This window comes from Janthinobacterium sp. CG_23.4, assembly GCF_029892305.1.
In the GTDB taxonomy this organism is placed as follows: domain Bacteria; phylum Pseudomonadota; class Gammaproteobacteria; order Burkholderiales; family Burkholderiaceae_D; genus Janthinobacterium; species Janthinobacterium lividum_D.
The window spans coordinates 4,300,676-4,324,073 of record NZ_JARXUX010000001.1 but is presented as its reverse complement, the minus strand read 5'-3'; the positions used below and the strand labels follow the sequence as shown (position 1 = coordinate 4,324,073).

Below are 23,398 nucleotides of genomic sequence, written 5' to 3'. Positions count from 1 at the left end.
AACGGCTGAAAGAACATATGGACGATAAAAAAGCTGTAGTACCCGCATCGGAAAAAGCCAAGGCGTTGGCCGCCGCACTGGCGCAGATCGAGAAGCAGTTTGGCAAAGGTTCGGTCATGCGCATGGATGCCAGCGCGGTGATCGAAGAAGTGCAAGTCGTGTCAACTGGTTCGCTCGGCCTCGATATCGCGCTGGGCGTGGGCGGCTTGCCGCGCGGCCGCGTAGTGGAAATCTACGGTCCAGAATCGTCGGGTAAAACCACGCTGACCCTGCAAACCATTGCTGAAATGCAAAAAATTGGCGGTACTTGCGCCTTTATCGATGCCGAGCACGCACTCGACGTCGGATACGCCCAAAAACTGGGCGTGAACCTGCATGAGTTGCTGATCTCGCAACCGGATACGGGCGAGCAGGCGCTGGAAATCTGCGACGCACTCGTGCGTTCGGGCAGCGTCGACCTTGTCGTCATCGATTCCGTGGCCGCACTGACGCCACGCGCCGAGATCGAAGGCGACATGGGCGATTCCCTGCCAGGCTTGCAAGCGCGCCTGATGTCGCAAGCCCTGCGCAAGCTGACCGGTTCCATCAACCGCACCAATACCCTGGTCATCTTCATCAACCAGATCCGCATGAAGATCGGCGTGATGTTCGGCAGCCCGGAAACGACTACCGGCGGCAACGCGCTGAAATTCTACGCCTCCGTGCGCCTCGATATCCGCCGCACCGGCTCGATCAAGTCCGGCGATGAAGTGATCGGCAACGAAACCAAGGTCAAGGTCGTCAAGAACAAGATCGCGCCACCGTTCAAGGAAGCGCACTTCGATATCCTGTACGGCGCCGGCACCTCGCGCGAAGGCGAAATCCTGGACCTGGGCTCGGATGCCAAGATCGTGGAAAAATCCGGTTCCTGGTACAGCTACAACGGCGAACGCATCGGCCAGGGCAAAGACAACGCCCGCGCCTTCTTGCAAGAGCGTCCGGCGCTGGCCCGCGAGATCGAAAACAAGGTCCGCGCTTCGCTGGGCGTGCGCGAACTGCCACCGCTGGCGGCTGAAAAGCCGGAAAAAGCGGATAAAGCCGCCGACAAGGCTGCCAAGGCGGAAGCCAAGTCAGAGTAGGTCGGATTAGCGCGGCAAAGCGGCGCGTAATCCGACAACACCACAGACGTCAACAATGTTGTCGGATCAGACGCCAACAATGTTGTCGGATTACGGCCCAGGTGGCCTAATCCGACCTACGCATGGCTTGCCGCAAGGTAGGACCCTGATCGCCGTCCCGCGCTGTTGCGCCGGGCGGCGATTGTATTTGGGTGCTGTGATCGTGGAATGAAAGACAAGGTGGGTGTATGGCTGCAGTACAACTAAGCCTGAAGGGCAGGGCGCTACGCTTTTTGTCGATGCGCGAACATAGCCGCATGGAATTGCGGCGTAAGTTGCAGCGCCATGCGCAGGAAGGCGATGATGTGGAGGCCTTGCTCGACAGCCTGGAACAAGCCAACTGGCTGTCGCAGGAGCGTTTTTCCGAGTCGCTGATACACCGCCGCTCGGCCCGTTTCGGCAATAGCCGCATCATGGCGGAATTGCAAAGCCATGGGATTGCTGGCGAGGCCTTGCAGGAACTCAAGGCGGGCCTGGCCGAAGGCGAGACCGCACGCGCCTGCGAAGTATGGCGTCGCAAATTCGGTACGGTGGCGCAGGATGCCGAACAGCGCAACAAGCAGATGCGCTTTTTGATGCAGCGCGGCTTTTCGCAGCGTGCCGTGCACGTGGCCTTGAAGGGCCTGGAGCCCGAAGACGACTAGGTACGCGCCGCTAGCGGTCCCGCTGGCCGCGACTCCTCGCCGGCACCGCTGTGTTCCTTCTGCAACAGTCGATGGCTGCCCTGAGCCTTGCCCGCGCGCTCGCATCGCGCCAGAGCATGGTTTTACTGGCAAGTCACTTTCCCTGGCATCAGCCAGTTCATTGGATGGCCTATTGTTGCGCTGCGTGGGGCCAGGCTTGCCCATGCTGCTGTTTGCAGGGCAAGCGCGGCACGTTGGCGTATTTCGCGGCGTGCATCGGACATATCAATCATCACCATCGGTGATAATGGCATCAATTTCCATGTGCATTATTTATGCTTTGAAATGTCTTTATCGAGGCAGTAAAAAATTATGTTGCGGCGCAACCGGCGTCCAGTGTGCTACACTTTTAGGGTTTTTGCGGCGCCGCAGGTGCGGTTGCTGTTCGTAGAAGCTGCGAACAGCGTGCTTTATGCACATTGCTGCTTACTAAATTACGGCCGCGCAAGCGGCATCGGTCTTATGCCCCTGTCAACTCCCGTATCCCGGCGCGCCTTACGGCACTCCCGCGTTATCGACGTCCAAGCGTATGTGCGCGACGACGGCCTGTGGGATATTGACGCCCGTATTACCGATATCAAAAGCTATGACGCGATGCTGGCCTCCGGCCCCCGTCCCGCCGGCACTCCCCTGCATGACCTCCACTTGCGCATTACCGTCGATCACGCACTGACTATCGTCGAGGCCGCTGCCGCCTCCGATTCCGTGCCCTATCCTGGTTTTTGCGATACCATCGGCCCCGCATACAGGGCGCTGATCGGTTTGAATTTACTCAAGAATTTCCGCCGCGACTTGAAACAGCGCCTGGCGGGAATCGCTGGCTGTACCCATTTGACCGAACTGGCGCAAGTCTTGCCGACTGCGACGGTTCAGGCATTTGCCGGCGATGTCTGGTCGACCCGTGACGGTGAGAATGCTGACTTATCGCATGAAAAGCCGTTTCAACTCGACAAATGCCACGCCCTGCGCACCGATGGTGGGGCGGTTGCACAGTATTACCCGCGCTGGGTAGCCAAAGCGTGACCCCGGCGCTTTCCTGTTTTTTTTGCACCACTAACCGTATTTTTATACATCAGTATCAGAAGGGAAGCCAGCATGAAAATCCATGAGTATCAAGCCAAAGAAATCCTCCGGCAATATGGAGTGACGGTACCACGCGGTATTGCGTGCATGTCCGTCGACGAAGCCGTCAAGGCTGCGGAAACCCTGGGTGGTCCGGTATGGGTCGTCAAGGCCCAGATCCACGCAGGTGGTCGCGGCAAGGGCGGCGGCGTCAAAGTGGCGAAATCGATGGAGCAGGTCAAGCAATATGCTGACCAGATCATGGGCATGCAGCTGATCACGCATCAGACCAGCGCCGAAGGCCAGAAAGTCAACCGCCTGATGGTGGAAGAAGGCGCCGACATCAAACAAGAACTGTATGTTTCGCTGGTCACCGACCGCGTCACGCAGAAAATCGTCCTGATGGCGTCGTCTGAAGGCGGCATGGACATCGAAGAAGTGGCCGAGAGCCATCCAGAGAAGATCCATCACGTCACCATCGATCCAGGCGTTGGCCTGACCGATGCCCAGGCAGATGACATCGCGAGCAAAATCGGCGTGCCTGCCGGTTCCATCGTCGACGCCCGCGTCAACCTGCAAGGCCTGTACAAAGCGTATTGGGAAACCGATTGCTCGCTGGCCGAAATCAATCCGCTGATCGTCACCGGCAGCGGCAAGGTCATCGCCCTGGACGCCAAGTTCAACTTCGACCCGAACGCGCTGTTCCGTCATCCGGAAATCGTCGCCCTGCGCGACCTGGATGAAGAAGATCCAGCTGAAATCGAAGCGTCGAAATTCGACCTGGCCTACATTTCGCTCGACGGCAACATCGGTTGCCTGGTGAACGGTGCCGGTCTGGCCATGGCCACCATGGACACCATCAAGCTGTTCGGCGGCGAGCCAGCCAACTTCCTCGACGTAGGCGGCGGCGCCACGGCAGAAAAAGTGACCGAAGCGTTCAAGATCATGCTGAAAAACCCAGGCCTGAAAGCCATCCTGGTGAACATTTTCGGCGGCATCATGCGTTGCGACGTGATCGCCGAAGGCGTCATCGCCGCGGTCAAGGCCGTCTCGCTGAACGTCCCGCTGGTCGTGCGCATGAAGGGCACCAACGAAGATCTGGGCAAAAAGATGCTGGCCGATTCCGGTCTGCCTATCATCGCAGCCGACACCATGGAAGATGCAGCAAAGAGCGTCGTTGCCGCTGCTGCCGGTCAAGCTTAATTAAGGAATCAACATGTCCATTCTGATCAATAAAGATACCAAAGTCGTAACCCAAGGGATCACCGGCAAGACCGGCCAGTTCCACACCCGCGGTTGCCGCGACTACGCGAACGGCAAAGCTGCCTTCGTGGCAGGCGTGAACCCGAAGAAAGCCGGCGAAGATTTCGAAGGCATTCCCATTTTCGCTAGCGTCACCGAAGCGAAAAAAGAAACCGGCGCCAACGTTTCCGTGATCTACGTGCCGCCAGCAGGCGCAGCAGCGGCGATCTGGGAAGCGGTCGAAGCTGAAATGGATCTGGCCATTTGCATCACCGAAGGCATTCCTGTACGTGACATGATGGCTCTGAAAGACCGCATGGCTAAAGCCAACAGCAAAACATTGCTGCTGGGCCCTAACTGCCCAGGCTTGATCACGCCAGACGAAATCAAGATCGGCATCATGCCAGGCCACATTCATAAAAAAGGCCGCATCGGCGTGGTATCGCGTTCGGGCACATTGACCTATGAAGCAGTGGGTCAGTTGACCGCACTGGGCCTGGGCCAATCGTCGGCAGTCGGCATCGGCGGCGACCCGATCAACGGTCTGAAGCACATCGATATCATGAAGATGTTCAATGATGATCCAGATACCGACGCGGTCATCATGATCGGCGAAATCGGTGGTCCTGACGAAGCCAACGCGGCTTATTGGATCAAAGACAACATGAAAAAACCGGTCGTTGGCTTCATCGCCGGCGTTACCGCTCCTCCAGGCAAGCGCATGGGCCACGCCGGCGCGCTGATCTCGGGCGGTGCCGATACGGCACAAGCCAAGCTGGAAATCATGGAAGCTTGCGGTATCACCGTGACCAAAAACCCGTCGGAAATGGCGCGTCTGCTGAAAGCCATGCTGTAATTCCAGCCCGGTGCACGTAGTACAAAAAAGGAGCTTCGGCTCCTTTTTTTTTGTCCGCAAGACAGTCCGCTTGCGGGTCTGGACCGACGGCGTTGGTCCGAACCTGCCCAAATGTGTCGCTTTTCTTTCCACCGGTACTGCCGCTGCCCGGGCGCATGGCTGGCATGACGCTTGCTGTGTACCTGACGTGAGCAACGGCACCATGGGAGAATATGATGCGCGCGCAGAGCGGATTTACCCTGATAGAACTGATGATCGTGGTGGCCATCGCCGGCATCCTGGCGGCCGTGGCCATTCCCCAGTACGGTGACTATACGATGCGCGCCAAGGTCAGCAACGTGCTGATGGCCGCTGCACCGCTGAAGACGGCCGTGGCCCTGTGCGTGCAGGAAAATGGTGGACTGGCAGATGCCTGCAGCACACCTACCCCGGCCGTGCCCAGCGCCATCCCCACCTTTACCCCGACGCGCGAAGTGGCCGGCGCCAAGGTGCTCAAGGGTGATATCGAGTTGACCCTGGCAGCTGACCTGGGCAGTGGCCTGGGCGGCCAGACGGTGAGCATGGAGCTGCAGCTCAACAGCGGCAGCAGCCTGAACTGGTTCAACAGCACCAGCGTGACGAATGCGGCGGCCAGGGAAGCCATTATCAGGAACAATGCTCCCAAGGTGGTGGCGACGCAGTGAGCGGCGCCTGACGTGTCCGTGTCAGACGATTTTTTGCCGGTCTGCAATCAGCGCTTCATAGGTGAGGTTTTGCAGCAGGGTATAGTGGGTCGGTTCCAGGTCGATGAATTGCACGCCATACGTATAGATTTCGGCGTTGTCGGCGGCGTTGCCATGCGAGGGCTTGCCCACGCTGACGTTCTGGATGCGCGCGCGCGTATTGACGCGCATCTGATGCTTGTTCGGCTGCACCAGCAGGGTAAAGCTGAGCGCTACGCCATCGTCGTCCGGCGTGAGCATGCTGGCGGCCTCGATCAATGCCCCCGAGACGCTGAGGTTGACGATGAATACGGGCGCGGGCGCCACGTCGCGGTAACTGAGTTGCGCTGGAATGTCCACTTTCACGCGCATCGCCGTGCGCAGGCTGGTGCCCTGGATGGCGTCGGGAAAGCTCAGATGCACATAATTGAGGGGGCGCCCGAACATGCGCAGCACGCTGCACGCAAACGAACACACGGTGACGCCGGAAAACACGCGGATGGTCAGCTTGTCGCCCTCGTTGAGGGCGATGGAGGCGCCGTTTTCCATGGGTATCTTGACGATCAGGTACTCGTCTTTCACGTAGCCGATCAGGGTAGAGAAATGCTGGATGGGCTTGATGGTGCGGTGCGTGATGAACTGGATGCGTCCGCCCACCTGTAGATTCATCGCCTCGAATTCGTAGTCCTGGAGCTTGTTTTGCGCGGCGGGCTTGTTGCTTGTCATGCGATGCTCATCTCGATATTGGCGAACCGCAGTATGCATGATTTATTGATGAAAAAGCACTTATTTTACGGAAATTCATTCGGGCTTTCCTGGTGGCTAAGCGGGTAGCCAAGCGGCTAGCTAAGCTGGCAGTTATTGCCGTGTTACTGGCCGGCTCGGCATGGCCACGGCGCGCGCATCCCTGCATGCGGGCGTGTGCGCCGCGTCAAGTTGGCTTAGCCAGTGCCTGCCTGTAGCGGTGGCGCTGTCGCCTTACACCTCGGCGTGCCAATCACCCGACTTGCCGCCCTGCTTTTCCAGCACGCGCACATTCGTCATGACCATGCCCCGGTCGACGGCCTTGCACATGTCGTAGATCGTCAACAAGCCGATTTGCACGGCAGTGAGCGCTTCCATTTCCACGCCGGTCTTGCCCGTGGTATCGACCTGGGCGCGGCAGTGCACGCTGTTGGCCGCTTCATCGACTTCAAAATCGACGCTGACGCGGGTGAGGGCGAGCGGGTGGCATAGGGGAATCAGGTCGCTGGTGCGCTTGGCGCCCATGATGGCGGCGATGCGGGCGATGCCGAGTACGTCGCCTTTCTTGGCGTTGCCTGAAATAATCAAGGCCAGGGTGGCCGCTTGCATGCGGATGGTGCCGGCGGCCACGGCGCTGCGGCGCGTGTCTTCCTTGCTGCCTACGTCGACCATATGGGCCTGGCCCGTGGCATCGAAATGGCTCAGTTCCCCGGCGGGGGCTTGCTTGTCTGCTGTTGTCATGGCGTCAAAATAGGTGAGGAGTGGAGATGCGGCACGCCAGGCCAGCACGCCATGTCTTGGCATGGTGCATGTTTGTCGCGTGGGAATGGGCGCCGCTAACAAGGTATGATAGCACCCGTGAATTCAAAAACTACCCTTCCGAGCGTATTTGAAAACGCCGCTGCAGCATCGCTGTGCGGCTGCCGGCGCGCAACCATGCTCGCTGCATTGTGGCTGGCGGCGCCGTTTGCGCTGGCGCAATCCTACACGTCCGCACCGGCGTCGGCCGCCAGCGCGGTGGCCAAGCCGGCCGGCAACTGGACGCCGCTGGCCGTGCCGTCAGCGCCGAATCTGCCGAACCTGGGCGACACCTCGCGCGAAGACCTGTCGCCGGCGATGGAGCGCAAGATCGGCGAGGAAATCATGCGTGGCATCCGCGGCGACCGCGATTATCTCGACGACGCGCCCTTGCTGGAATACCTGAACACCTTCGGCAACGCCCTCGTGGCGGCGCGCCCCAGCGTGCGCGGCGAAACGAATTACGACTATTTTTTCTTTGCCGTGCGCGATCCGCAATTGAACGCGTTTGCCTTGCCCGGCGGTTTCATCGGCGTCCATTCGGCGCTGGTACTGGCAGCCCAAACGGAGGCCGAACTGGCGTCCGTGCTGTCGCACGAAATCGGCCACGTGGCGCAGCGCCATATCGCGCGCATGCTGGGCCAGCAGCGCCAGGATGCCCTGATGCCGCTGGCGGCCATGCTGCTCGCGGCGCTGGCATCACGCGCGGGCGGCGATGTGGCGCTGGGCGTGTTTGCCGCGGGCCAGGGCCTGGCCATCCAGCGCCAGCTCAATTTCGGCCGCGATGCCGAACGCGAGGCCGACCGCATCGGCTTCCAGATCATGGGCGAAGCCGGTTTCGATACCACCGGCATGGTCGCCTTCTTCGGCCGCATGCAGGCCGCCAGCCGCTCGTACAGTGACCTGATGCCCGCCTATCTGCAGACGCACCCGCTGACGACGGAGCGCATCGCCGACATCCAGGCACGCATCCGCGAGCAGCCCTACAAGCAGCGTCCGGATAGCTTGAGTTTCCACCTGGCCCGCGCCCGCGCGCGCGCGCTGCAAGATGAAAGCGTGCAAGGCTTGCTCAATGCTGCGGCCATCTTCAAGACGCAACTGGAGCAGCAAAGCCGCTTCCAGGTGACGGCCGCCCATTACGGCTTGTCCTTTGTCGCCGTCAAGCAGGGCAAGCCGGTCGAGGCGCAGAAGGAACTTGATGCGGCCAATACCGCGCTGCACCAGCCGGCCGGGCCGAATGTGTATACCTCGGGTGGCACGCAGGGCCCCAATTCGCTGCTGGCCGCGATGGGGCTGGAAGTGTTGCTGATGCCGGCGCAGAAAAAGGAAGTGGCGCAGCAAGCCCTGAAGGCGGCCGAGGCGGCGCGCCAGCAGTTTCCGCTCTCGCGCGGTATTGCCCACCAGTATGCGCAAGCGTTGATGGCGGCGGGCAAGCTGGAGCAATCGACCTTGTACTTGCGCGACCAGGTGCAGCTCTACAAGGAAGAGCCGGAACTGTATGATTTATTGGCGAAGTCTTATGCGGACCAGGGCAAGATGACCTTGCAGCACATGGCGCTGGCCGAATCCTACGTGCTGCAGGGCGCCACCATGGCCGCGCTGGACCAGTTGACGATCGCCCGCAAATCGACGGACGCGACTTTTTATGACCAGGCCGTGATCGATGCGCGCGAGCGCGAACTGCAGGAAAAGCGCCGCGAACAGATCAAGGACCAGAAGGGCTAGTTTTTATTCGGCTTGCGGCGCGCGCTGGAAGCCGAAGGTTTGCGCTACGCTGGCATAGGCCAGCGGCTGCACGGCAATCTCCTTGCCGTCATGCAATAACACCAAGTTCCCCTGGTTATTTTCCAGCCAGTCCAGCACCGCCTCGTCGCTGGCCACCTGTCCGTCGACGCGCAGCGCGGGCAGCACCTGCGCCATGTCGCGGTCATCGACCTGCGCCACGCAGTCGCCCTGGCGCAGGATGAGCGCCCCGTTGTCGCACAGCCAGGCGGCATCGATGGCCGCCAGCGGTGCGCCTGTCTGCAAGACAAAACCGTGCTGCGGATCGCTGCGGGCGATATACGGCGTCGCTTCCAGGTTCAGGTAGACGCGCTGCGGGCCATTCTGGAAAAACCAGCAACCGCGTTCGTCATGGTCGTAATTGCGGTTGATAAATCCCAGCAGGGCCACGTGGGCGATCTTGTCGCCTGGCAGTTGTTGCTGTTGCGCCTGCTGGTCGCGCATGCGCCAGTTGCCGCGCGCATCCAGACCCAGCCAGCCGTAGCAGTGGGGCACGTTGGGCCATTTGGCCAGCGCCTGTTTGACGAGTTCATCCATGTGTAGGGTTTTCCGTGTGCGTTTGCGAGCCACTAGCGTGACAGCTTTGTGGTGCCGCTGGCGCCGTGTTGCCGCCTTCAAAAAAATGTATCAGGCGCTGCGGCAGCCAGCGCGTACTGCCTGGCAAGCTGCCAGCGGCAAAGCCGACGTGGCCGCCGTGGCGCGGATACTCGAGCGTTACCTTGCTTGCGGCGCTGCGCGGCAAGTAGCGCCCGGGCAGGAAAGGATCGTTTTGCGCATTTAACACCAGGGTCGGCACAGTGATGTCTTGCAAGACATGCTTGGCGCTGGCGCGGTGCCAGTAATCGTCGGCATCGCGGTATCCATGCAGGGGGGCCGTGACGACATTGTCGAAGGCGTGCAAGTCGCGCGCAGCGAGCATGGCGTCGCGTGCAAACAGGCCCGGAAACTGTTCCAGCTTGGCCAGGCATTTGGGTTTGAGCGTGTTCAGGAACATGCGCGTATAGAGCCGGTTGGCGCCGGAAGACAAGGCCTTGCCTCCCTGCGCCAGGTCCAGCGGGGCAGACACGGCCGCAGCGGCATCGATGATCTCGGCCTGGTGCTGCGACTGGCCCAGCCAGCATAGCAGGGCATTGCCGCCCAGCGAGACGCCGGCTGCGTAAAACTTGCCCGTTGCGCGCGGGCGCAGGCGCTGCACGATCCAGTCCACTTCCTGTGCATCGCCCGAGTGGTAAAAGCGCGGCGCCAGGTTGGCTACGCCCGAGCAGCCGCGAAAATGCGGCACGGCGCCCGACCAGCCGCGCGCGGCTACCTCGGCCATCAGGGCGCGCGCGTAGTGGCTGTTCGATGAGCCTTCCAAACCGTGGAACAGCACCACGAAAGGCTGGCCCGGCTGGCCGTCGACCAGGTCGACGTCGACGAAATCGCCATCGGGTGCTTGCCAGCGTTCGCGGCGGAACAGCACGGCCGGCTTGGCCAGGCATACGGCCGGATAAATCGTCTGCGCGTGGCCGCCGGGCAGCCAGAGTGGCGCGCTGTAGGGCGCGCTGGTGGAAAAGGGTATGGGCATCAGTGCAAGATCTGCGCTCGCGTGACGTCAGGCGGCGCGCCGCCGGGGGCGACGGAGGCGTGGTGCAGGACGATGCGCCAGCCGCGCGGCGTTTTCACATACACATTCGTGGCCAGCAAGTGCGCCGCAGCGCCGGCTTCATTGGTGACGCCTTCGATGACGGTGTGCACCGAACTCATCAAATTGTGCGTTTCATGCAGCTGTGCCGGCACGATGTGCAGGCCACCGCCGGCGAGGATAGTTTCCCATGCGGCGCGGATGGCGGCATGGCCGATCAGGCGCGCGCCGCCCGGGTGGATGCAGACGATCTCTTCATCGTCGGCCCACAGCGCCATCAGCGCTTCGAGGTCGGCGCGGTGCAAGGCATCGTAGAACGCCGCTTCGACTTCGGCGGCGCTGCCATTGAGTTCTTTCAGACGTTTCATGACGACTCCGGCTTGAGCGCTATATATGACACTCAGAGTATGCACTCAGAGGTGCAAATGAAAACGGCGCGCTCGGTGCGCGCCGCTGGGCAGCTTAATGATGGCCGGCGCTGGCGCCTTCCTTCAGGGTGTACGCCGTGCCGCAATACGGGCACTTGGCGATACCGTCATGGTTAAACTCCAGAAACACGCGCGGATGCGACGACCACAGCGGCATGGCCGGGTTAGGGCAGTGGGCTGGCAAGTCTTTACTGTCGAGTTCGACCGCTGGCTGGGTGGTTTTTGTCATCTTGTCATGCTCCGTGAGGCTATATGGAAGGAAGTCGGCTGCTGCAAAAAGTACGATTTTAACGGATTCAGGCAGACAGCAAAAATCATGGCTAAAATGGCGGCTTGATTATTTGCGGCTGCGGCGCGTTTTTTGCGCAAATATAGCGGCTGCAGCGCCACACTGACTGGATTTGCCTTGCCGGTATTACCGTTGCCGCCCCTCTCGCCCTGCCTAAATGTTGTGCAGTTACCACACTCAGCCTACCGGAGCATCGCGTGAACGCCGTTGCCGCCGACAAGGACGAGGGCTTGCTGAAAGACGCTTGGCGCGCTGGCCTGAAACTGGGGGCGCCCAGCCTGCTGGGCATTGCCGCCTGGGGTATGGTGGTGGGCGTTGCCATGGTGAAAAGCGGCCTGACGCCGGTGCAGGCAGGGGCGATGACGCTGCTGGTCTTTGCCGGCTCGGCCCAGCTGGCGTCCTTGCCCCTGCTGGCCGCGCACGCGCCCGTGTGGGTGATTTTTGCCACGGCCCTCGTCGTCAATCTGCGTTTTGTCATCTTTTCCGTGCTGCTGGCCCCACATTTCTCCCATTTGCCGTGGCGCCAGCGCTTTGCGCTCGGCTATGTGGCCGGCGATATCACCGTGGGCCTGTTCTTGCAGCGCTACCCCCATGAAACGCCGGACCCGGCCAAGCTGCCCTTCCTCAAGGGCTTGATCTACCCTAACTGGCTGGCCTGGCAAACCGGTTCCCTCATCGGCATCGTGCTGGGCGCCGTCGTACCGGCTGAATGGGGGCTGGGGTTTGCCGGGACTCTGGCGATCCTGTGCGTCACCGTACCCCTGATTCTCAGCCGCGCCGCCCTGTGCGGCGTGCTGGTGGCGGGCACGGTAGCCGTGCTGGCCTACGGCCTGCCGTATAAGCTGGGCTTGCTGGTGGCCGTGCTGGTGGGTATGGTCAGTGCCATGGCCGTGGAAGAATTGACGGAAAAATGGAAAAAACGCCATGTTTGACGGTATAGACTGGGGTAGGGGCGACGTGTGGATCGCCATCGCCGTGCTGGTGGTGGCCACAGCTGCCACGCGCAGCACCTTCTGGCTGGTCGGCCATCACATCAGCATTCCGCGCAGGATCAATGAGATGCTGCGCTTTGCACCGGCCTGCGCGCTGGCGGCCATCATCGCGCCCGATATGCTGATGGACGGGCAGCAAGTATATTTCGAATTGTCGAATTTAAAACTTTTGTCGGGTATTGCTGCGACGCTCTTTTTTGTGCTCCGCCGCAATATGCTGCAAACCATTGTGTTTGGCATGCTGGTTTTCACGGGCTTGCGACTGTTGCATGTTTTTCAGTAAAGCCGGACAAATCGGCGATTTGCCTTGGGCATTGCGGTAAAATAGCGCACTTCCTTCCACTCGTCATCTGGATCGCCATGTCAGCTGTTCTCAACTTCATCCGTCTGCAAGATTTGATCGCCCAAAATGCACTGCAAGGCAAGCGCGTGTTTATCCGCGCCGACCTGAACGTCCCGCAAGATGAGAGTGGCAAGATCACCGAAGATACGCGCATCCGCGCCTCGGTGCCGGCCATCCGCGCTGCGCTCGACGCTGGCGCAGCCGTCATGGTGACGTCGCACCTGGGCCGTCCGACGGAAGGCGAGTTCAAGCCGGCCGACAGCCTGGCGCCGGTGGCGGCCCGCCTGTCCGAGCTGCTGGGTCAAGAAGTTGTACTGAAGCAAAACTGGACCGATGGCGCCGGCCTGGAAAACCTGTCCAATGGCCAAGTGGTCATGCTGGAAAACGTGCGCGTCAACCAGGGCGAAAAGAAAAACAGCGATGTGCTGGCGCAAAAAATGGCCAAGCTGTGCGATATTTATGTCAATGACGCGTTCGGCACGGCCCACCGCGCCGAAGCATCCACGCACGGCATCGCCAAGTTCGCGCCTGTCGCCTGCGCCGGTCCGCTGCTGGCCGCCGAACTCGATGCGCTGGGGAAAGCCTTGCACGCGCCGGCCCGCCCTTTGCTGGCCATTGTTGCCGGTTCGAAAGTATCGAGCAAGCTGACCATCCTGAAAGCCTTGTCCGACAAGGTCGATAATCTGATCGTCGGCGGCGGCATCGCCAACACCTTCATGAAGGCCGTTGGCTTGAATGTCGGCAAGTCGCTGGTGGAAGCGGAACTCGTGGAAGAAGCCAAAGCCATCATCGAGATCATGGCCAAGCGCGGCGCGCAAGTGCCGATTCCTGTCGACGTCGTGTGCGCCAAGGAATTTTCGCCAACCGCTGGCGCGACCGTCAAGGACGTGGCCGATGTGGCTGACGACGACATGATCCTCGATATCGGCCCGAAAACGGCGGCCCTGCTGGCACAGCAGATTGCCGCTGCCGGCACCATCGTGTGGAACGGCCCCGTGGGCGTGTTCGAATTTGACCAGTTCGGCAACGGCACCAAGACCTTGGCGCTGGCGATTGCCGAATCGAAAGCATTCTCGATCGCTGGCGGTGGCGACACCCTGGCGGCGATTGCCAAGTATGACATCACCGATAAAATCAGCTATATCTCGACGGGCGGCGGTGCTTTCCTGGAGTTCCTGGAAGGCAAGACTTTGCCCGCCGTGGACATTCTCCTGCAGCGCGCTGCTTAATTTTTAGCCGTCGTCAGCAGTTCAGTAGCAAGCGCAGCCTGATCGCTGCGCTTTTACCTTGCCGGGCGGCGTCGCTGCCAGGTCTTGCTCAGCTAGCGTCTTGTTGGCGCAAAAGGACTCCTATGCCACGTGGTACAAAAATCGTAGCAACCATCGGCCCTGCCTCCACCGACTTCGCTATTTTGGTGAAGATGATACGTGCGGGTGTCGACGTGGTGCGTTTGAATTTTTCCCACGGCAAGGCGCAAGACCATATCGACCGCGCCGCGCTGGTGCGTCAGGCGGCGCTTGAATGCGGCCGCGAAGTGGCCATCATGGCCGACACGCAAGGGCCGAAGATTCGCGTCGGCAAGTTTGAAAATACCCGCATCGAGCTCGAAGCGGGCCAGCGCTTCATCCTCGACGCCAAGTGGGGCGAGAATGGCGAACTAGGCAACCAGGAACGCGTGGGCCTCGATTACAAGGCCCTGCCGCGTGACCTGCACAAGGGCGATGTGCTGCTGCTCAACGATGGCCTCATCGTGCTGATCGTCGAGCGCATTCAGGGCAGTGAAATCCATACCACCGTCAAGATCGGTGGCGAATTGTCGAACAACAAGGGCATCAACCGCCAGGGTGGTGGCCTGTCCGCGCCCGCACTGACGGCGAAGGATATGGAAGACATCAAGACGGCCATGAGTTTCCAGGCCGACTACTTGGCCATTTCCTTCCCGAAATGCGCGACCGACATGGAAATGGCGCGCCAGCTGGCCAATATCGCGGGCGAAGCGTACCACCACAAGCCGATGATGATCGCCAAGATCGAGCGGGCGGAAGCCATTCCAGCCTTGCAGGAAATCCTCGATGCCTCGGACGGCATCATGGTGGCGCGTGGCGACCTGGCGGTCGAGGTGGGCAATGCGGCCGTGCCGGCCCTGCAAAAACGCATGATCAAGATGGCGCGCGCGTCGAACAAGCTGGCCATTACTGCCACGCAGATGATGGAATCGATGATCGTCAACGCCGTGCCCACGCGGGCCGAAGTGTCCGACGTGGCCAATGCCGTGCTCGACGGCACGGATGCCGTCATGACGTCGGCCGAGACGGCCTCGGGCAAGTACCCGATCGAAACGGTGGAAATGATGGCCGCCATCTGCGTCGAGGCGGAACAGTCCGAATACAACAAGCTCGATGCCGATTTCCTCAACGTCACGTTTACCCGCATCGACCAGTCGATCGCGTATGGCGCCCTGTTTACGGCGCATCACTTGCGCGTGAAAGCCATCGTGGCGCTGACGGAATCGGGTTCCACCGCCCTGTGGATGAGCCGTCACAGCATCGACACGCCGATCTATGCGCTGACGCCGAGTGTGACAACCCTGCGTAAAGCGGCGCTGTACCGCAATGTGCGCGCGTATCATCTGATGCAAAATGCCCCCAGCGCGCAAGTGCTGAAGCAAGCCGAAGAGCTGCTGGTAGCGCAGGGTATCGTCAAGAAGGGCGACATGATCGTCGTCACCTGGGGCGAGCCGATGGGGCAGGTGGGCGGTACGAATGCCCTGAAAATCGTCACAGTCGGCGAATTGGAATAAGGCCCCCGAATTCAGGCGCCGGCGCGGTCATGGACTGCGAAGCGCCGCAACAGTTTCTATTGTTCTCTGGAGTATTACCATGTCTCTCGTATCCATGCGTCAACTGCTGGACCATGCCGCCGAAAACGGTTATGGCATTCCTGCTTTCAACGTCAATAACCTGGAGCAAGTGCAAGCCATCATGGCTGCCGCCGATGCGCTCAACAGCCCGGTGATCATGCAAGCGTCTGCTGGCGCGCGCAAGTACGCCGGTGAAGCCTTCCTGCGTCACCTGATCGACGCCGCCGTCGAAGCGTATCCGCACATTCCTGTCGTCATGCACCAGGACCACGGCCAGTCGCCGGCCGTCTGCATGGCTGCCATCCGTTCGGGCTTCACCTCCGTGATGATGGACGGCTCGCTGGAAGCGGACGGCAAGTCGGTCGCCTCGTACGAGTACAACGTGGAAGTATCGCGTGAAGTGGTGAAATTCTCGCACGCCATCGGCGTGACGGTGGAAGCGGAACTGGGCGTGCTCGGTTCGCTGGAAACCATGAAGGGCGACAAGGAAGACGGTCACGGCGCCGACGGCACCATGACGCGCGAGCAATTGCTGACGGACGTGGCGCAAGCAGCCGATTTCGTGCAGCGCACCCAGTGCGACGCCTTGGCGATCGCCATCGGCACCTCGCACGGCGCGTATAAATTCACGCGCAAGCCGACTGGCGATATCCTGGCCATCGACCGCATCAAGGAAATCCACGCGCGTATCCCGAACACCCATCTGGTGATGCATGGCTCCTCGTCGGTACCGCAGGAATTGCTGGCCATCATCCGCGAATTCGGCGGCGACATGAAGGAAACCTACGGCGTGCCAGTCGAAGAAATCCAGGAAGGCATCCGTCACGGCGTGCGCAAGATCAACATCGACACCGATATCCGCCTGGCGATGACGGCCGCAATCCGCAAGTATTTGTTTGAAAATCCGTCGAAATTCGATCCGCGCGACTTCCTCAAGCCAGCCCGCACTGCTGCCGAGCAGATCGTGCGCGCGCGCATGCAGGCATTCGGCTGCGAAGGCCAGGCCTCGAAAATCAAGGTCATCACGATGGAAAAAATGGCCGAGCGCTACAAGGCCGGCGAGCTGTCGCAAATTGTGAAGTAAAATTCTGTCTGGAACGGGCAGCAGGCATGCGCATACAGCGCGTCCTGGTGCCCGATTTTCTCGACCGGCAGGCATCCCCTGCTTGCCGGTTTTGTATCATCCAACTATTCCCCCGCTATGAACAGCCTCTATCAGACTTCCATCCATTCCCTGCCATTGCTGGGCCACGGCAAGGTCCGCGACAACTACGCCGTTGGCGACGACAAGATCCTGATCGTCACCACGGACCGTCTGTCGGCCTTCGATGTCGTCATGAACGAGCCTATCCCCGGCAAGGGCAAGGTGCTCAACCAAATGAGCGACTTCTGGTTCGAAAAACTGGGCCACATCGTGCCGAACCACCTCACTGGCGTGGCGCCTGAATCCGTGGTGGCGCCCGAGGAAGTGGAGCAAGTCAGGGGCCGCGCCGTGGTGGCCAAGCGCTTGAAACCCATCATGGTCGAGGCCGTCGTGCGCGGCTACATCATCGGCTCGGGCTGGAAAGATTACCAGGACACGGGCAGCATTTGCGGTATCGCGCTGCCAGCGGGCCTGCAACAGGCGGAAAAACTGCCGCAGCCGATCTTCACCCCGGCGGCCAAGGCCGAACTGGGCGAGCATGACGAAAATATCAGCTTTGCGGACATGGAACAGCGCATCGGCGCTGACCTGGCCGCCAAGATGCGTGACGTGGCCATCGCCCTGTACCAGGCTGCCGCCGAGTACGCTGCCACGCGCGGCATCATCATCGCCGACACCAAATTCGAATTCGGCCTCGACGATAATGGCGTCATGCATTTGATGGATGAAGTGCTGACGGCCGATTCGTCGCGCTTCTGGCCCGCCGATTCTTATCAGCCTGGCATCTCGCCGCCGTCGTTCGACAAGCAGTTCGTGCGCGACTACCTGGAAACGTTGACATGGGGCAAGACCGCGCCGGCGCCTGCGCTGCCGGCCGACGTCATCGAAAAAACCCAGGCCAAGTATTTCGAAGCTATCGAACGCCTGACGGGCGAGAAGCTGAAGGCCTGAGATGAGTGAGCAAAAGTTGAACGCCAAGCCGCTGGTCGGCGTCATCATGGGCTCGTCCTCGGACTGGGACGTGATGCAAAATGCGGTTGCCATCCTGAAACAGTTTGGCGTGCCATACGAAGCGCAAGTCATTTCCGCGCACCGCATGCCCGACGAAATGTATGCGTACGCGAAAAGCGCGCGCGCACGCGGCTTGCGTGCCATCGTCGCCGGCGCCGGCGGCGCCGCCCACCTGCCTGGCATGGTGGCGGCGATGACCATCGTGCCCGTGCTGGGCGTGCCCGTGCCATCGAAATACTTGCGCGGCGAAGATTCCATGCTATCCATCCTGCAAATGCCCAAGGGCGTGCCGGTGGCCACTTTCGCCATCGGCGAAGCGGGCGCGGCAAATGCGGCACTGACAGCGGTGGCCATGCTTGCCGCCAATGACGACGCCCTGGCCGACCAGCTGGAAGCCTTCCGTGCCACGCAAACGGCCGCCGCCAAGGCCATGGTCTTGCCTGATTAATGTGTTTGAAAAATAATGAATAGTAAATCGACTTCCCCATTGTTGCCCGCCGCCAATCCACCGGCGTGGCTGGGCGTGATGGGCGGCGGCCAGCTCGGCCGCATGTTTGCCCAGGCCGCACAAGGCATGGGTTATCAGGTTGCCGTGCTGGAACCGTCTGAAGCTTGCCCTGCGGGGCAGGTGGCGCAGCGCCTGATCAATGCCGGTTACAGCGATGCGGCCGGTCTCGACGCCCTCGCTGCGCAATGCCTGGCCGTGACCACCGAATTCGAAAACGTGCCGGCCGACAGCCTGTCGCGCCTGGCTGGCCACGTCTTCGTGGCGCCGAATGCGCATGGCGTGTCGGTGGCGCAAGACCGTATCGCGGAAAAACGTTTCTTTGTCGACTGCGCAGCCAAATCGGGCGTGCTGCCAGCGCCGCACATGGTGATTGCCACGCAGCACGATATCGACCGCATAGTCGACGATTTGCTGCCGGGCATACTGAAAACCGTGCGCATGGGCTATGACGGCAAGGGCCAGTTCCGCGTGCGCACGCGCGACGAGGTGCGCGCCGCGTTTGCCGAAATGGGCGAGGTAACTTGCTTGTTGGAAAAGATGCTGCCGCTGGCCTATGAAGTGTCGGTACTCACGGCGCGCGGCGTGGACGGGCAGTCAGTCGTGTATCCGATCGCCGAAAACGTGCACCGCGACGGCGTGCTGTTTACTACCACCGTGCCGGGCCCGAACGTATCGGACGATTGCGCCGCCAAAGCGCAGCGGGCGGCGCAAGCCATGGTTGCCGAACTTGGCTACGTCGGCGTGCTGTGCATCGAATTTTTCGTGCTCGACGATGGCAGCCTGGTCGTCAATGAAATGGCGCCACGCCCGCATAACAGTGGCCATTACACGATGGATGCCTGTGCCACCAGCCAGTTCGCCCAGCAGGTGCGCGCCATGGCGCGCTTGCCGCTGGGCGACGTGCGCCAGCATTCGCCGGCCGTGATGCTCAATATTCTCGGTGACGCCTGGTTTGCTGCCGGCAGCGATGTCGCCTGCGAACCGGCGTGGGATCAGGTACTGGCGTTGCCGGGTGCCTGTTTGCACCTGTATGGCAAGGATGATCCGCGCCCTGGGCGCAAGATGGGGCACCTGACCTTCATCGCCGCCAGCTTGCCGCAGGCGCAGCAGCGCCTGCACGACGCTTGCCTGATCCTGGGAATCGTACCGTGAGCATGCCTGCACAAGACTTCGATATGACCGCCATCGCGACGGCCGCTGACGTGCTGGAAGCGGGCGGCCTTGTCGCGTTCCCGACGGAAACCGTGTACGGTCTGGGCGCCGATGCGCAAAACCCGGTCGCCGTGGCGCGCATTTACGAAGCCAAGGGCCGTCCATCGGACCACCCGGTGATCGTGCACGTGGCGCCTGGCGCCGACTTGGGGCACTGGTCCGATGACATCCCAGTCGAAGCAGAACAGCTGGTGGCCGCCTTCTGGCCCGGTCCGCTGACCCTGATTGTCAAGCGCGCCGCACATATTCCCGATGCCGTCTCTGGCGGCCAGGATACGGTAGGCCTGCGCTGCCCGTCGCATCCGGTGGCGATCGCCCTGCTACGCAGCTTCAAGGGCGGCAAGGGTGGCCTGGCGGCACCGTCGGCAAACAAATTTGGCAATGTCAGTCCCACCACGGCGCAGCACGTGCGCGATGAATTCCCGGCGGAACTGGGCAGCGGCTTGCTGGGCCTGGTCCTCGATGGTGGCCAGAGCGAGGTCGGCATTGAGTCGACCATCATCGACCTGTCGCGCCTGCGCACGCACGGTCCCGTGCTGTTGCGTCCCGGCCATATCAGCAGCGCGCAGATCGCCGCCGTCATAGGCCGCGCACCGGCCATCGCCGATGCGGCCGCACCGCGTGCCTCGGGTACCCTGGAATCGCACTACGCGCCACACACTCCTGTTGCGATGCAGCATAGCGACGCTGTGCGCGCCACCTTGAACCGCTTGCTCAATGATGGGCGCCGTGTAGCCCTGATTCATTACTCGGATCTGCCGCCGGCCAGCGCCAGCGTGCTGTTGGCCGCGACCCCGGAAAATTACGCACATGCGCTGTATGCCTCGTTGCGCACGATGGACCAGGTCGGCGCCGAGCTGATACTCGTCGAAGCACCGCCCACCGGCCCCGAGTGGTTGGGCGTGAATGACCGATTGCGGCGTGCCGCGTTCGGCTCAAGCGGTATCTTGCAGCAGTTTCTGTGCGCATAATGAAAAGCCCCGCAAGGGGCTTTTTCTTGATGCAGCGCAATAGAGATGCTTGCCACAAAACATCTTAAATCCTCCATAATTCAGGCGCGTGCCCTGTCGTGCCAGGGCGCTGGCAGTGTTGTTATTTCGTTGATTTTTATAACATATTTTCTATACAAGCCTGAAGAACGATGGCATATTAGCTGGGTAGCGAATAGCACGCCCGTTCGTTTAGAAACCAGAAAAAAGACCGAGGAGACAAAATGCATCAAACAAAATTCGCGTTGGCCGTGCTGGCTGCGGCTATCCTGGCAGGTTGCGGTGGCGCCACCGGCGGTGATCAAACCTTGAAAGTCAAATACACGGCGCAGGTGTCGTTCGGCGACAGCCTGTCCGACGTCGGTTCGTATGCCGTTGCAGGCGTGGCCGCCGCCGGTGGCGGCAAATTCACCATCAATGGTGACAATACCAAGATCAATCCTGAATTGACGGGCAAGAACTGGACCGAGCACCTGGCCGCGCAATTGGGCTTGCCTGCACCATGCGCTGCCGAAACGGGGCTGGAAAGCAGCATACCGACACTGGCTGCCCCGCGCGTCAAGCATGCCGGCTGCTTTGGCTATGCGATGGGCGGTTCGCGCGTGACGAACCCGGTTGGCCCGAACAATAAGTTGACAGGCAGCACGCTGGGTGCCCTGACCGTGCCCGTGGTGAAGCAGATCGAGAATCACCTGGCTATTTCCGGTGGCAAGTTCAGCGGCACGGAAGCCGTTTTCGTGATGGCCGGTGGTAACGACGTGCTGTACCAGCTCGGCGTATTGCAGGCAGGGGCGAAGGCCGCTGGTGCGGCTGCAGGCGCGGCTGCGGGCGCACAAGCCTTCGCCACCAACCTGGCACTGGCCCTGGCGGCCGGCGCCACCAATCCTGCCACGGCCGCTGTTGACATCGGTGCCGCCATCAAAGCGGCCAGCGCTGCGCCTGGTGCGACATCGACGACCATCGTCGGTGCCGCCGTGCAAGCGGCCGTTGTGGCCGGCAATACGAATGCCCCATCGCTGGCCGCCGCTGCCGCCGCCAAGGCACAAGCCGATGCGACGGTGACGGGCAATGCTGCCGGCGCCAAGGCCGGTGCCGATTACGCTGCCGCCCAGGGGCCGTTGCTGATTGCTGCATTGAAACAAGCGGGCAGCGATCTGGTGGTGCTGGTGAAAGAGCAGATCATCGCCAAGGGCGCCAACTATGTGGTGCTCAACAACCTGCCTGACGTGGCTGGCACGCCATCGGGCTTGAGCAAGGATGCCAATACCAAGGCGCTCATCAATGCCATGGTCAGCGCCTTCAATGGCGAACTTAGCACCGGTCTGGGCGGCAATGCGAAAGTCTTGCTGGTCGACGTGTTTAAAGTCAGCAATGACCAGGGCACCAATCCCGGCCCGTATGGCTTGACCAACGTCCGCGAGACGGCGTGCGACCTGACGCCGGCGAAGAATTTCCTGGAAAGCTCGCTGGCCTGCAATGGCACGAACCTGAAAGCGGGCGACGTCAGCCATTACTCGTATGCCGACGATGTGCACCCTACGCCGTTCAATAACCTGTTGCTGGCGCGTTATGTGGCCAAGGACATGGTCGTGCGGGGCTGGCTGTAAAGAATGGCGGCGTCGGCTGCGTCCGCGCGGCGTGGCTGGCGCTGCCAGTGACAAGACTGGATAGCTGAGATGCTCAGCTATCCGCACATAATGATCAGGAGACAAGATGAACAATCGTTTCAATACCGCTGTACGCGTGCTGGCCGCCGCCGCCGCGATGGCCATGGCGACGGGTGCTTCGGCGCAAAGTGCAGGCACCTGGATGGCCAAGGCTGGCATCAACAAGATCACGCCACATGTCGATAGTGGTGACATTTCTGCACCGGCACTGCCGGGCACCAAGGCCGACGTCAAGGCCGATACCAAGCCTATCCTGACCTTTGCCTACATGCTCACGGACAATATTTCCGCTGAAATGATCCTGGGCGTGCCCTACAAGCATGACCTGATGGGCGATGGTTCGATCAAAGGTACGGGCAAGCTGGGGACGTCGGAAGTGTTGCCGCCGACGGCCTTCATCCAGTACCGTTTCTTCCAGCCCAATGCGATGATCCGCCCCTACGTGGGCGCGGGCTTGACGTATGCATATTTCCAAAAAGAAACAGGCTCGGGCCAGATGACGGCCTTGCTCGATCCGGGTGGAAAACCAGTGACCTATCGCATGGACAACAAGTTGACTGGCAGCCTGGTGATCGGCAGCACGCTCGCTTTCAACGAGCGCTGGTTTGCCGACGTGGCCGTGGTCAAGACTTACCTCAAAACCAAGGCGAAATTCTCGACGGGGCAGACGCAGGACATCAAGCTTGACCCGGTTGCCGTGAGTATCAGCATCGGGTACAACTTTACCCTGTAAGACAAAAAATCCGCCTCGGCGGATTTTTTTTGTTCCGCTGCTCAGGCTGGCGGTGTATTGAACTTTCCATTGTGATAGATCAAGGGCGACTGCGCGGCAAATGCGCATTGTTCCACTTCGCCCACGAAAATGACGTGGTCGCCTTCCGGATAACGGCTGCGGTTGTGGCATTCGAACCAGGCCGACACACCTTTCAGGATGGGCAGGCCCGTGCGCGACAGTTCATATTCGACGTCGTCGAAGGGATTCGGCGTGCGCCGTGAAAAGCGCATAGCCAGTTCCGCCTGGTCGGCGCTCAGCACATTGATGACGTAATGCGAGTTGCCGCTGAAGATGGGCATGCTGTTCGCCTCGCAGCCCAGGCTCCACAGCACCAGGGGCGGCGACAGCGAGACGGAATTGAAGGAGCTGGCCGTCAAGCCGCGAAAACTGCCATCGGCCAGACGCGTCGTAATGACCGTCACGCCGGTGGCAAACTGTGACAGCGCCTGGCGGAAATGTGCCGTATCGAATTCTTGCGCTGGTGCGCGGGGAAAGCTAGTGTTCATGGTTGACCTGTCTGTTTGCTGACAT

At 60.9% G+C, this 23,398-nt stretch carries 25 protein-coding genes; 18 read left to right on the top strand and 7 right to left on the bottom strand.

Features of this window, described 5'->3' with window-relative positions; translation table 11 throughout:
• Nucleotides 1-17 precede the first annotated feature (17 nt).
• The 6 genes from recA (at nucleotide 18) to H4V96_RS19400 (ending at nucleotide 5,683) form a co-directional block, all read left to right on the top strand.
• Nucleotides 18-1,118: a recombinase RecA gene (gene recA, locus H4V96_RS19425; RefSeq protein ID WP_010401651.1), complete on the top strand. Its 1,101-nt coding sequence runs from the start codon at nucleotides 18-20 to the stop codon at nucleotides 1,116-1,118.
• A 227-nt stretch (nucleotides 1,119-1,345) separates the two neighbouring features.
• The gene (gene recX / locus H4V96_RS19420; RefSeq protein ID WP_010401650.1) at nucleotides 1,346-1,801 is read left to right on the top strand and encodes a recombination regulator RecX; all 456 of its coding nucleotides are present in this window, start codon (nucleotides 1,346-1,348) and stop codon (nucleotides 1,799-1,801) included.
• A 501-nt stretch (nucleotides 1,802-2,302) separates the two neighbouring features.
• On the top strand, nucleotides 2,303-2,863 hold the full coding sequence (locus H4V96_RS19415; RefSeq protein WP_196855066.1) for a DUF2889 domain-containing protein: 561 nt from the start codon (nucleotides 2,303-2,305) through the stop codon (nucleotides 2,861-2,863).
• 72 nt (nucleotides 2,864-2,935) lie between these two features.
• Nucleotides 2,936-4,105, top strand: a complete 1,170-nt coding sequence (sucC, locus tag H4V96_RS19410) for an ADP-forming succinate--CoA ligase subunit beta (protein ID WP_010401647.1) — start codon at nucleotides 2,936-2,938, stop codon at nucleotides 4,103-4,105.
• A 13-nt stretch (nucleotides 4,106-4,118) separates the two neighbouring features.
• Entirely contained in the window at nucleotides 4,119-5,000 is an 882-nt protein-coding gene (gene sucD, locus H4V96_RS19405; protein WP_010401645.1) for a succinate--CoA ligase subunit alpha, read from the top strand.
• Nucleotides 5,001-5,215: 215 nt separating this feature from the next.
• Entirely contained in the window at nucleotides 5,216-5,683 is a 468-nt protein-coding gene (locus H4V96_RS19400; RefSeq protein ID WP_193365546.1) for a prepilin-type N-terminal cleavage/methylation domain-containing protein, read from the top strand.
• Nucleotides 5,684-5,704: 21 nt separating this feature from the next.
• On the opposite strand, the gene H4V96_RS19395 is transcribed toward H4V96_RS19400, so the two are convergent.
• Nucleotides 5,705-6,427, bottom strand: coding sequence for a flagellar brake protein (locus H4V96_RS19395; RefSeq protein WP_010401643.1), 723 nt, complete (start codon nucleotides 6,425-6,427; stop codon nucleotides 5,705-5,707).
• Between the two features lie 252 nt (nucleotides 6,428-6,679).
• The gene (gene moaC / locus H4V96_RS19390) at nucleotides 6,680-7,186 is read right to left on the bottom strand and encodes a cyclic pyranopterin monophosphate synthase MoaC (RefSeq protein WP_196855067.1); all 507 of its coding nucleotides are present in this window, start codon (nucleotides 7,184-7,186) and stop codon (nucleotides 6,680-6,682) included.
• 195 nt (nucleotides 7,187-7,381) lie between these two features.
• Between moaC and H4V96_RS19385 the strand changes: the two genes are divergently transcribed.
• Nucleotides 7,382-8,968, top strand: coding sequence for a M48 family metalloprotease (locus H4V96_RS19385; protein WP_196854894.1), 1,587 nt, complete (start codon nucleotides 7,382-7,384; stop codon nucleotides 8,966-8,968).
• Between the two features lie 3 nt (nucleotides 8,969-8,971).
• Here the strand turns inward: H4V96_RS19385 and H4V96_RS19380 are convergent, their stop codons facing one another.
• The 4 genes from H4V96_RS19380 to H4V96_RS19365 all read right to left on the bottom strand — a co-directional run bounded on the left by H4V96_RS19380 (nucleotide 8,972) and on the right by H4V96_RS19365 (nucleotide 11,306).
• Complete coding sequence (locus tag H4V96_RS19380) at nucleotides 8,972-9,562, bottom strand: DUF2946 family protein (protein WP_196854895.1); 591 nt, start codon at nucleotides 9,560-9,562, stop codon at nucleotides 8,972-8,974.
• The gene (locus tag H4V96_RS19375; protein ID WP_010401637.1) at nucleotides 9,555-10,592 is read right to left on the bottom strand and encodes an alpha/beta fold hydrolase; all 1,038 of its coding nucleotides are present in this window, start codon (nucleotides 10,590-10,592) and stop codon (nucleotides 9,555-9,557) included. The genes H4V96_RS19380 and H4V96_RS19375 overlap by 8 nt, the downstream gene beginning before the upstream one ends.
• The gene (locus H4V96_RS19370) at nucleotides 10,592-11,017 is read right to left on the bottom strand and encodes a nuclear transport factor 2 family protein (protein ID WP_010401633.1); all 426 of its coding nucleotides are present in this window, start codon (nucleotides 11,015-11,017) and stop codon (nucleotides 10,592-10,594) included. The genes H4V96_RS19375 and H4V96_RS19370 overlap by 1 nt, the downstream gene beginning before the upstream one ends.
• Nucleotides 11,018-11,111: 94 nt before the next feature.
• The gene (locus H4V96_RS19365) at nucleotides 11,112-11,306 is read right to left on the bottom strand and encodes a zinc-finger domain-containing protein (RefSeq protein WP_010401630.1); all 195 of its coding nucleotides are present in this window, start codon (nucleotides 11,304-11,306) and stop codon (nucleotides 11,112-11,114) included.
• A gap of 257 nt (nucleotides 11,307-11,563) precedes the next feature.
• On the opposite strand from H4V96_RS19365, the gene H4V96_RS19360 reads away from it, so the two are divergent.
• From H4V96_RS19360 to H4V96_RS19310, 11 genes are all read left to right on the top strand, one after another.
• A complete protein-coding gene (locus tag H4V96_RS19360; protein ID WP_010401629.1) occupies nucleotides 11,564-12,298 on the top strand; it encodes an AzlC family ABC transporter permease in 735 nt (244 codons plus the stop codon).
• Nucleotides 12,291-12,641, top strand: coding sequence for an AzlD domain-containing protein (locus H4V96_RS19355; RefSeq protein ID WP_070346163.1), 351 nt, complete (start codon nucleotides 12,291-12,293; stop codon nucleotides 12,639-12,641). Before H4V96_RS19360 ends, H4V96_RS19355 begins: the two co-directional genes overlap by 8 nt.
• Before the next feature lie 77 nt (nucleotides 12,642-12,718).
• A complete protein-coding gene (locus tag H4V96_RS19350; RefSeq protein WP_196854896.1) occupies nucleotides 12,719-13,930 on the top strand; it encodes a phosphoglycerate kinase in 1,212 nt (403 codons plus the stop codon).
• Between the two features lie 122 nt (nucleotides 13,931-14,052).
• Nucleotides 14,053-15,501 (top strand): pyruvate kinase, encoded by a 1,449-nt coding sequence (gene pyk / locus H4V96_RS19345; protein WP_196854897.1) that lies wholly within the window; start codon nucleotides 14,053-14,055, stop codon nucleotides 15,499-15,501.
• Between the two features lie 79 nt (nucleotides 15,502-15,580).
• Nucleotides 15,581-16,645 carry a class II fructose-bisphosphate aldolase gene (gene fba / locus H4V96_RS19340; protein WP_010401625.1) on the top strand — a complete coding sequence of 355 codons (1,065 nt, stop codon included), beginning with the start codon at nucleotides 15,581-15,583 and terminating at the stop codon, nucleotides 16,643-16,645.
• A gap of 117 nt (nucleotides 16,646-16,762) precedes the next feature.
• The gene (locus tag H4V96_RS19335) at nucleotides 16,763-17,656 is read left to right on the top strand and encodes a phosphoribosylaminoimidazolesuccinocarboxamide synthase (RefSeq protein WP_070346165.1); all 894 of its coding nucleotides are present in this window, start codon (nucleotides 16,763-16,765) and stop codon (nucleotides 17,654-17,656) included.
• 1 nt (nucleotide 17,657) lies between these two features.
• Nucleotides 17,658-18,164 carry a 5-(carboxyamino)imidazole ribonucleotide mutase gene (gene purE / locus H4V96_RS19330; RefSeq protein ID WP_196854898.1) on the top strand — a complete coding sequence of 169 codons (507 nt, stop codon included), beginning with the start codon at nucleotides 17,658-17,660 and terminating at the stop codon, nucleotides 18,162-18,164.
• 15 nt (nucleotides 18,165-18,179) lie between these two features.
• Nucleotides 18,180-19,376, top strand: coding sequence for a 5-(carboxyamino)imidazole ribonucleotide synthase (locus H4V96_RS19325; protein WP_029496697.1), 1,197 nt, complete (start codon nucleotides 18,180-18,182; stop codon nucleotides 19,374-19,376).
• A 2-nt stretch (nucleotides 19,377-19,378) separates the two neighbouring features.
• Nucleotides 19,379-20,407, top strand: a complete 1,029-nt coding sequence (locus H4V96_RS19320; RefSeq protein ID WP_196855068.1) for an L-threonylcarbamoyladenylate synthase — start codon at nucleotides 19,379-19,381, stop codon at nucleotides 20,405-20,407.
• 242 nt (nucleotides 20,408-20,649) lie between these two features.
• Nucleotides 20,650-22,032 (top strand): SGNH/GDSL hydrolase family protein, encoded by a 1,383-nt coding sequence (locus tag H4V96_RS19315; protein WP_280721113.1) that lies wholly within the window; start codon nucleotides 20,650-20,652, stop codon nucleotides 22,030-22,032.
• A 106-nt stretch (nucleotides 22,033-22,138) separates the two neighbouring features.
• A complete protein-coding gene (locus tag H4V96_RS19310) occupies nucleotides 22,139-22,825 on the top strand; it encodes an OmpW family outer membrane protein (protein ID WP_010401614.1) in 687 nt (228 codons plus the stop codon).
• 41 nt (nucleotides 22,826-22,866) lie between these two features.
• Here H4V96_RS19310 and H4V96_RS19305 read toward each other — a convergent pair whose 3' ends face one another.
• The gene (locus tag H4V96_RS19305; RefSeq protein WP_010401613.1) at nucleotides 22,867-23,373 is read right to left on the bottom strand and encodes a flavin reductase family protein; all 507 of its coding nucleotides are present in this window, start codon (nucleotides 23,371-23,373) and stop codon (nucleotides 22,867-22,869) included.
• Between the last annotated feature and the right edge of the window lie 25 nt (nucleotides 23,374-23,398).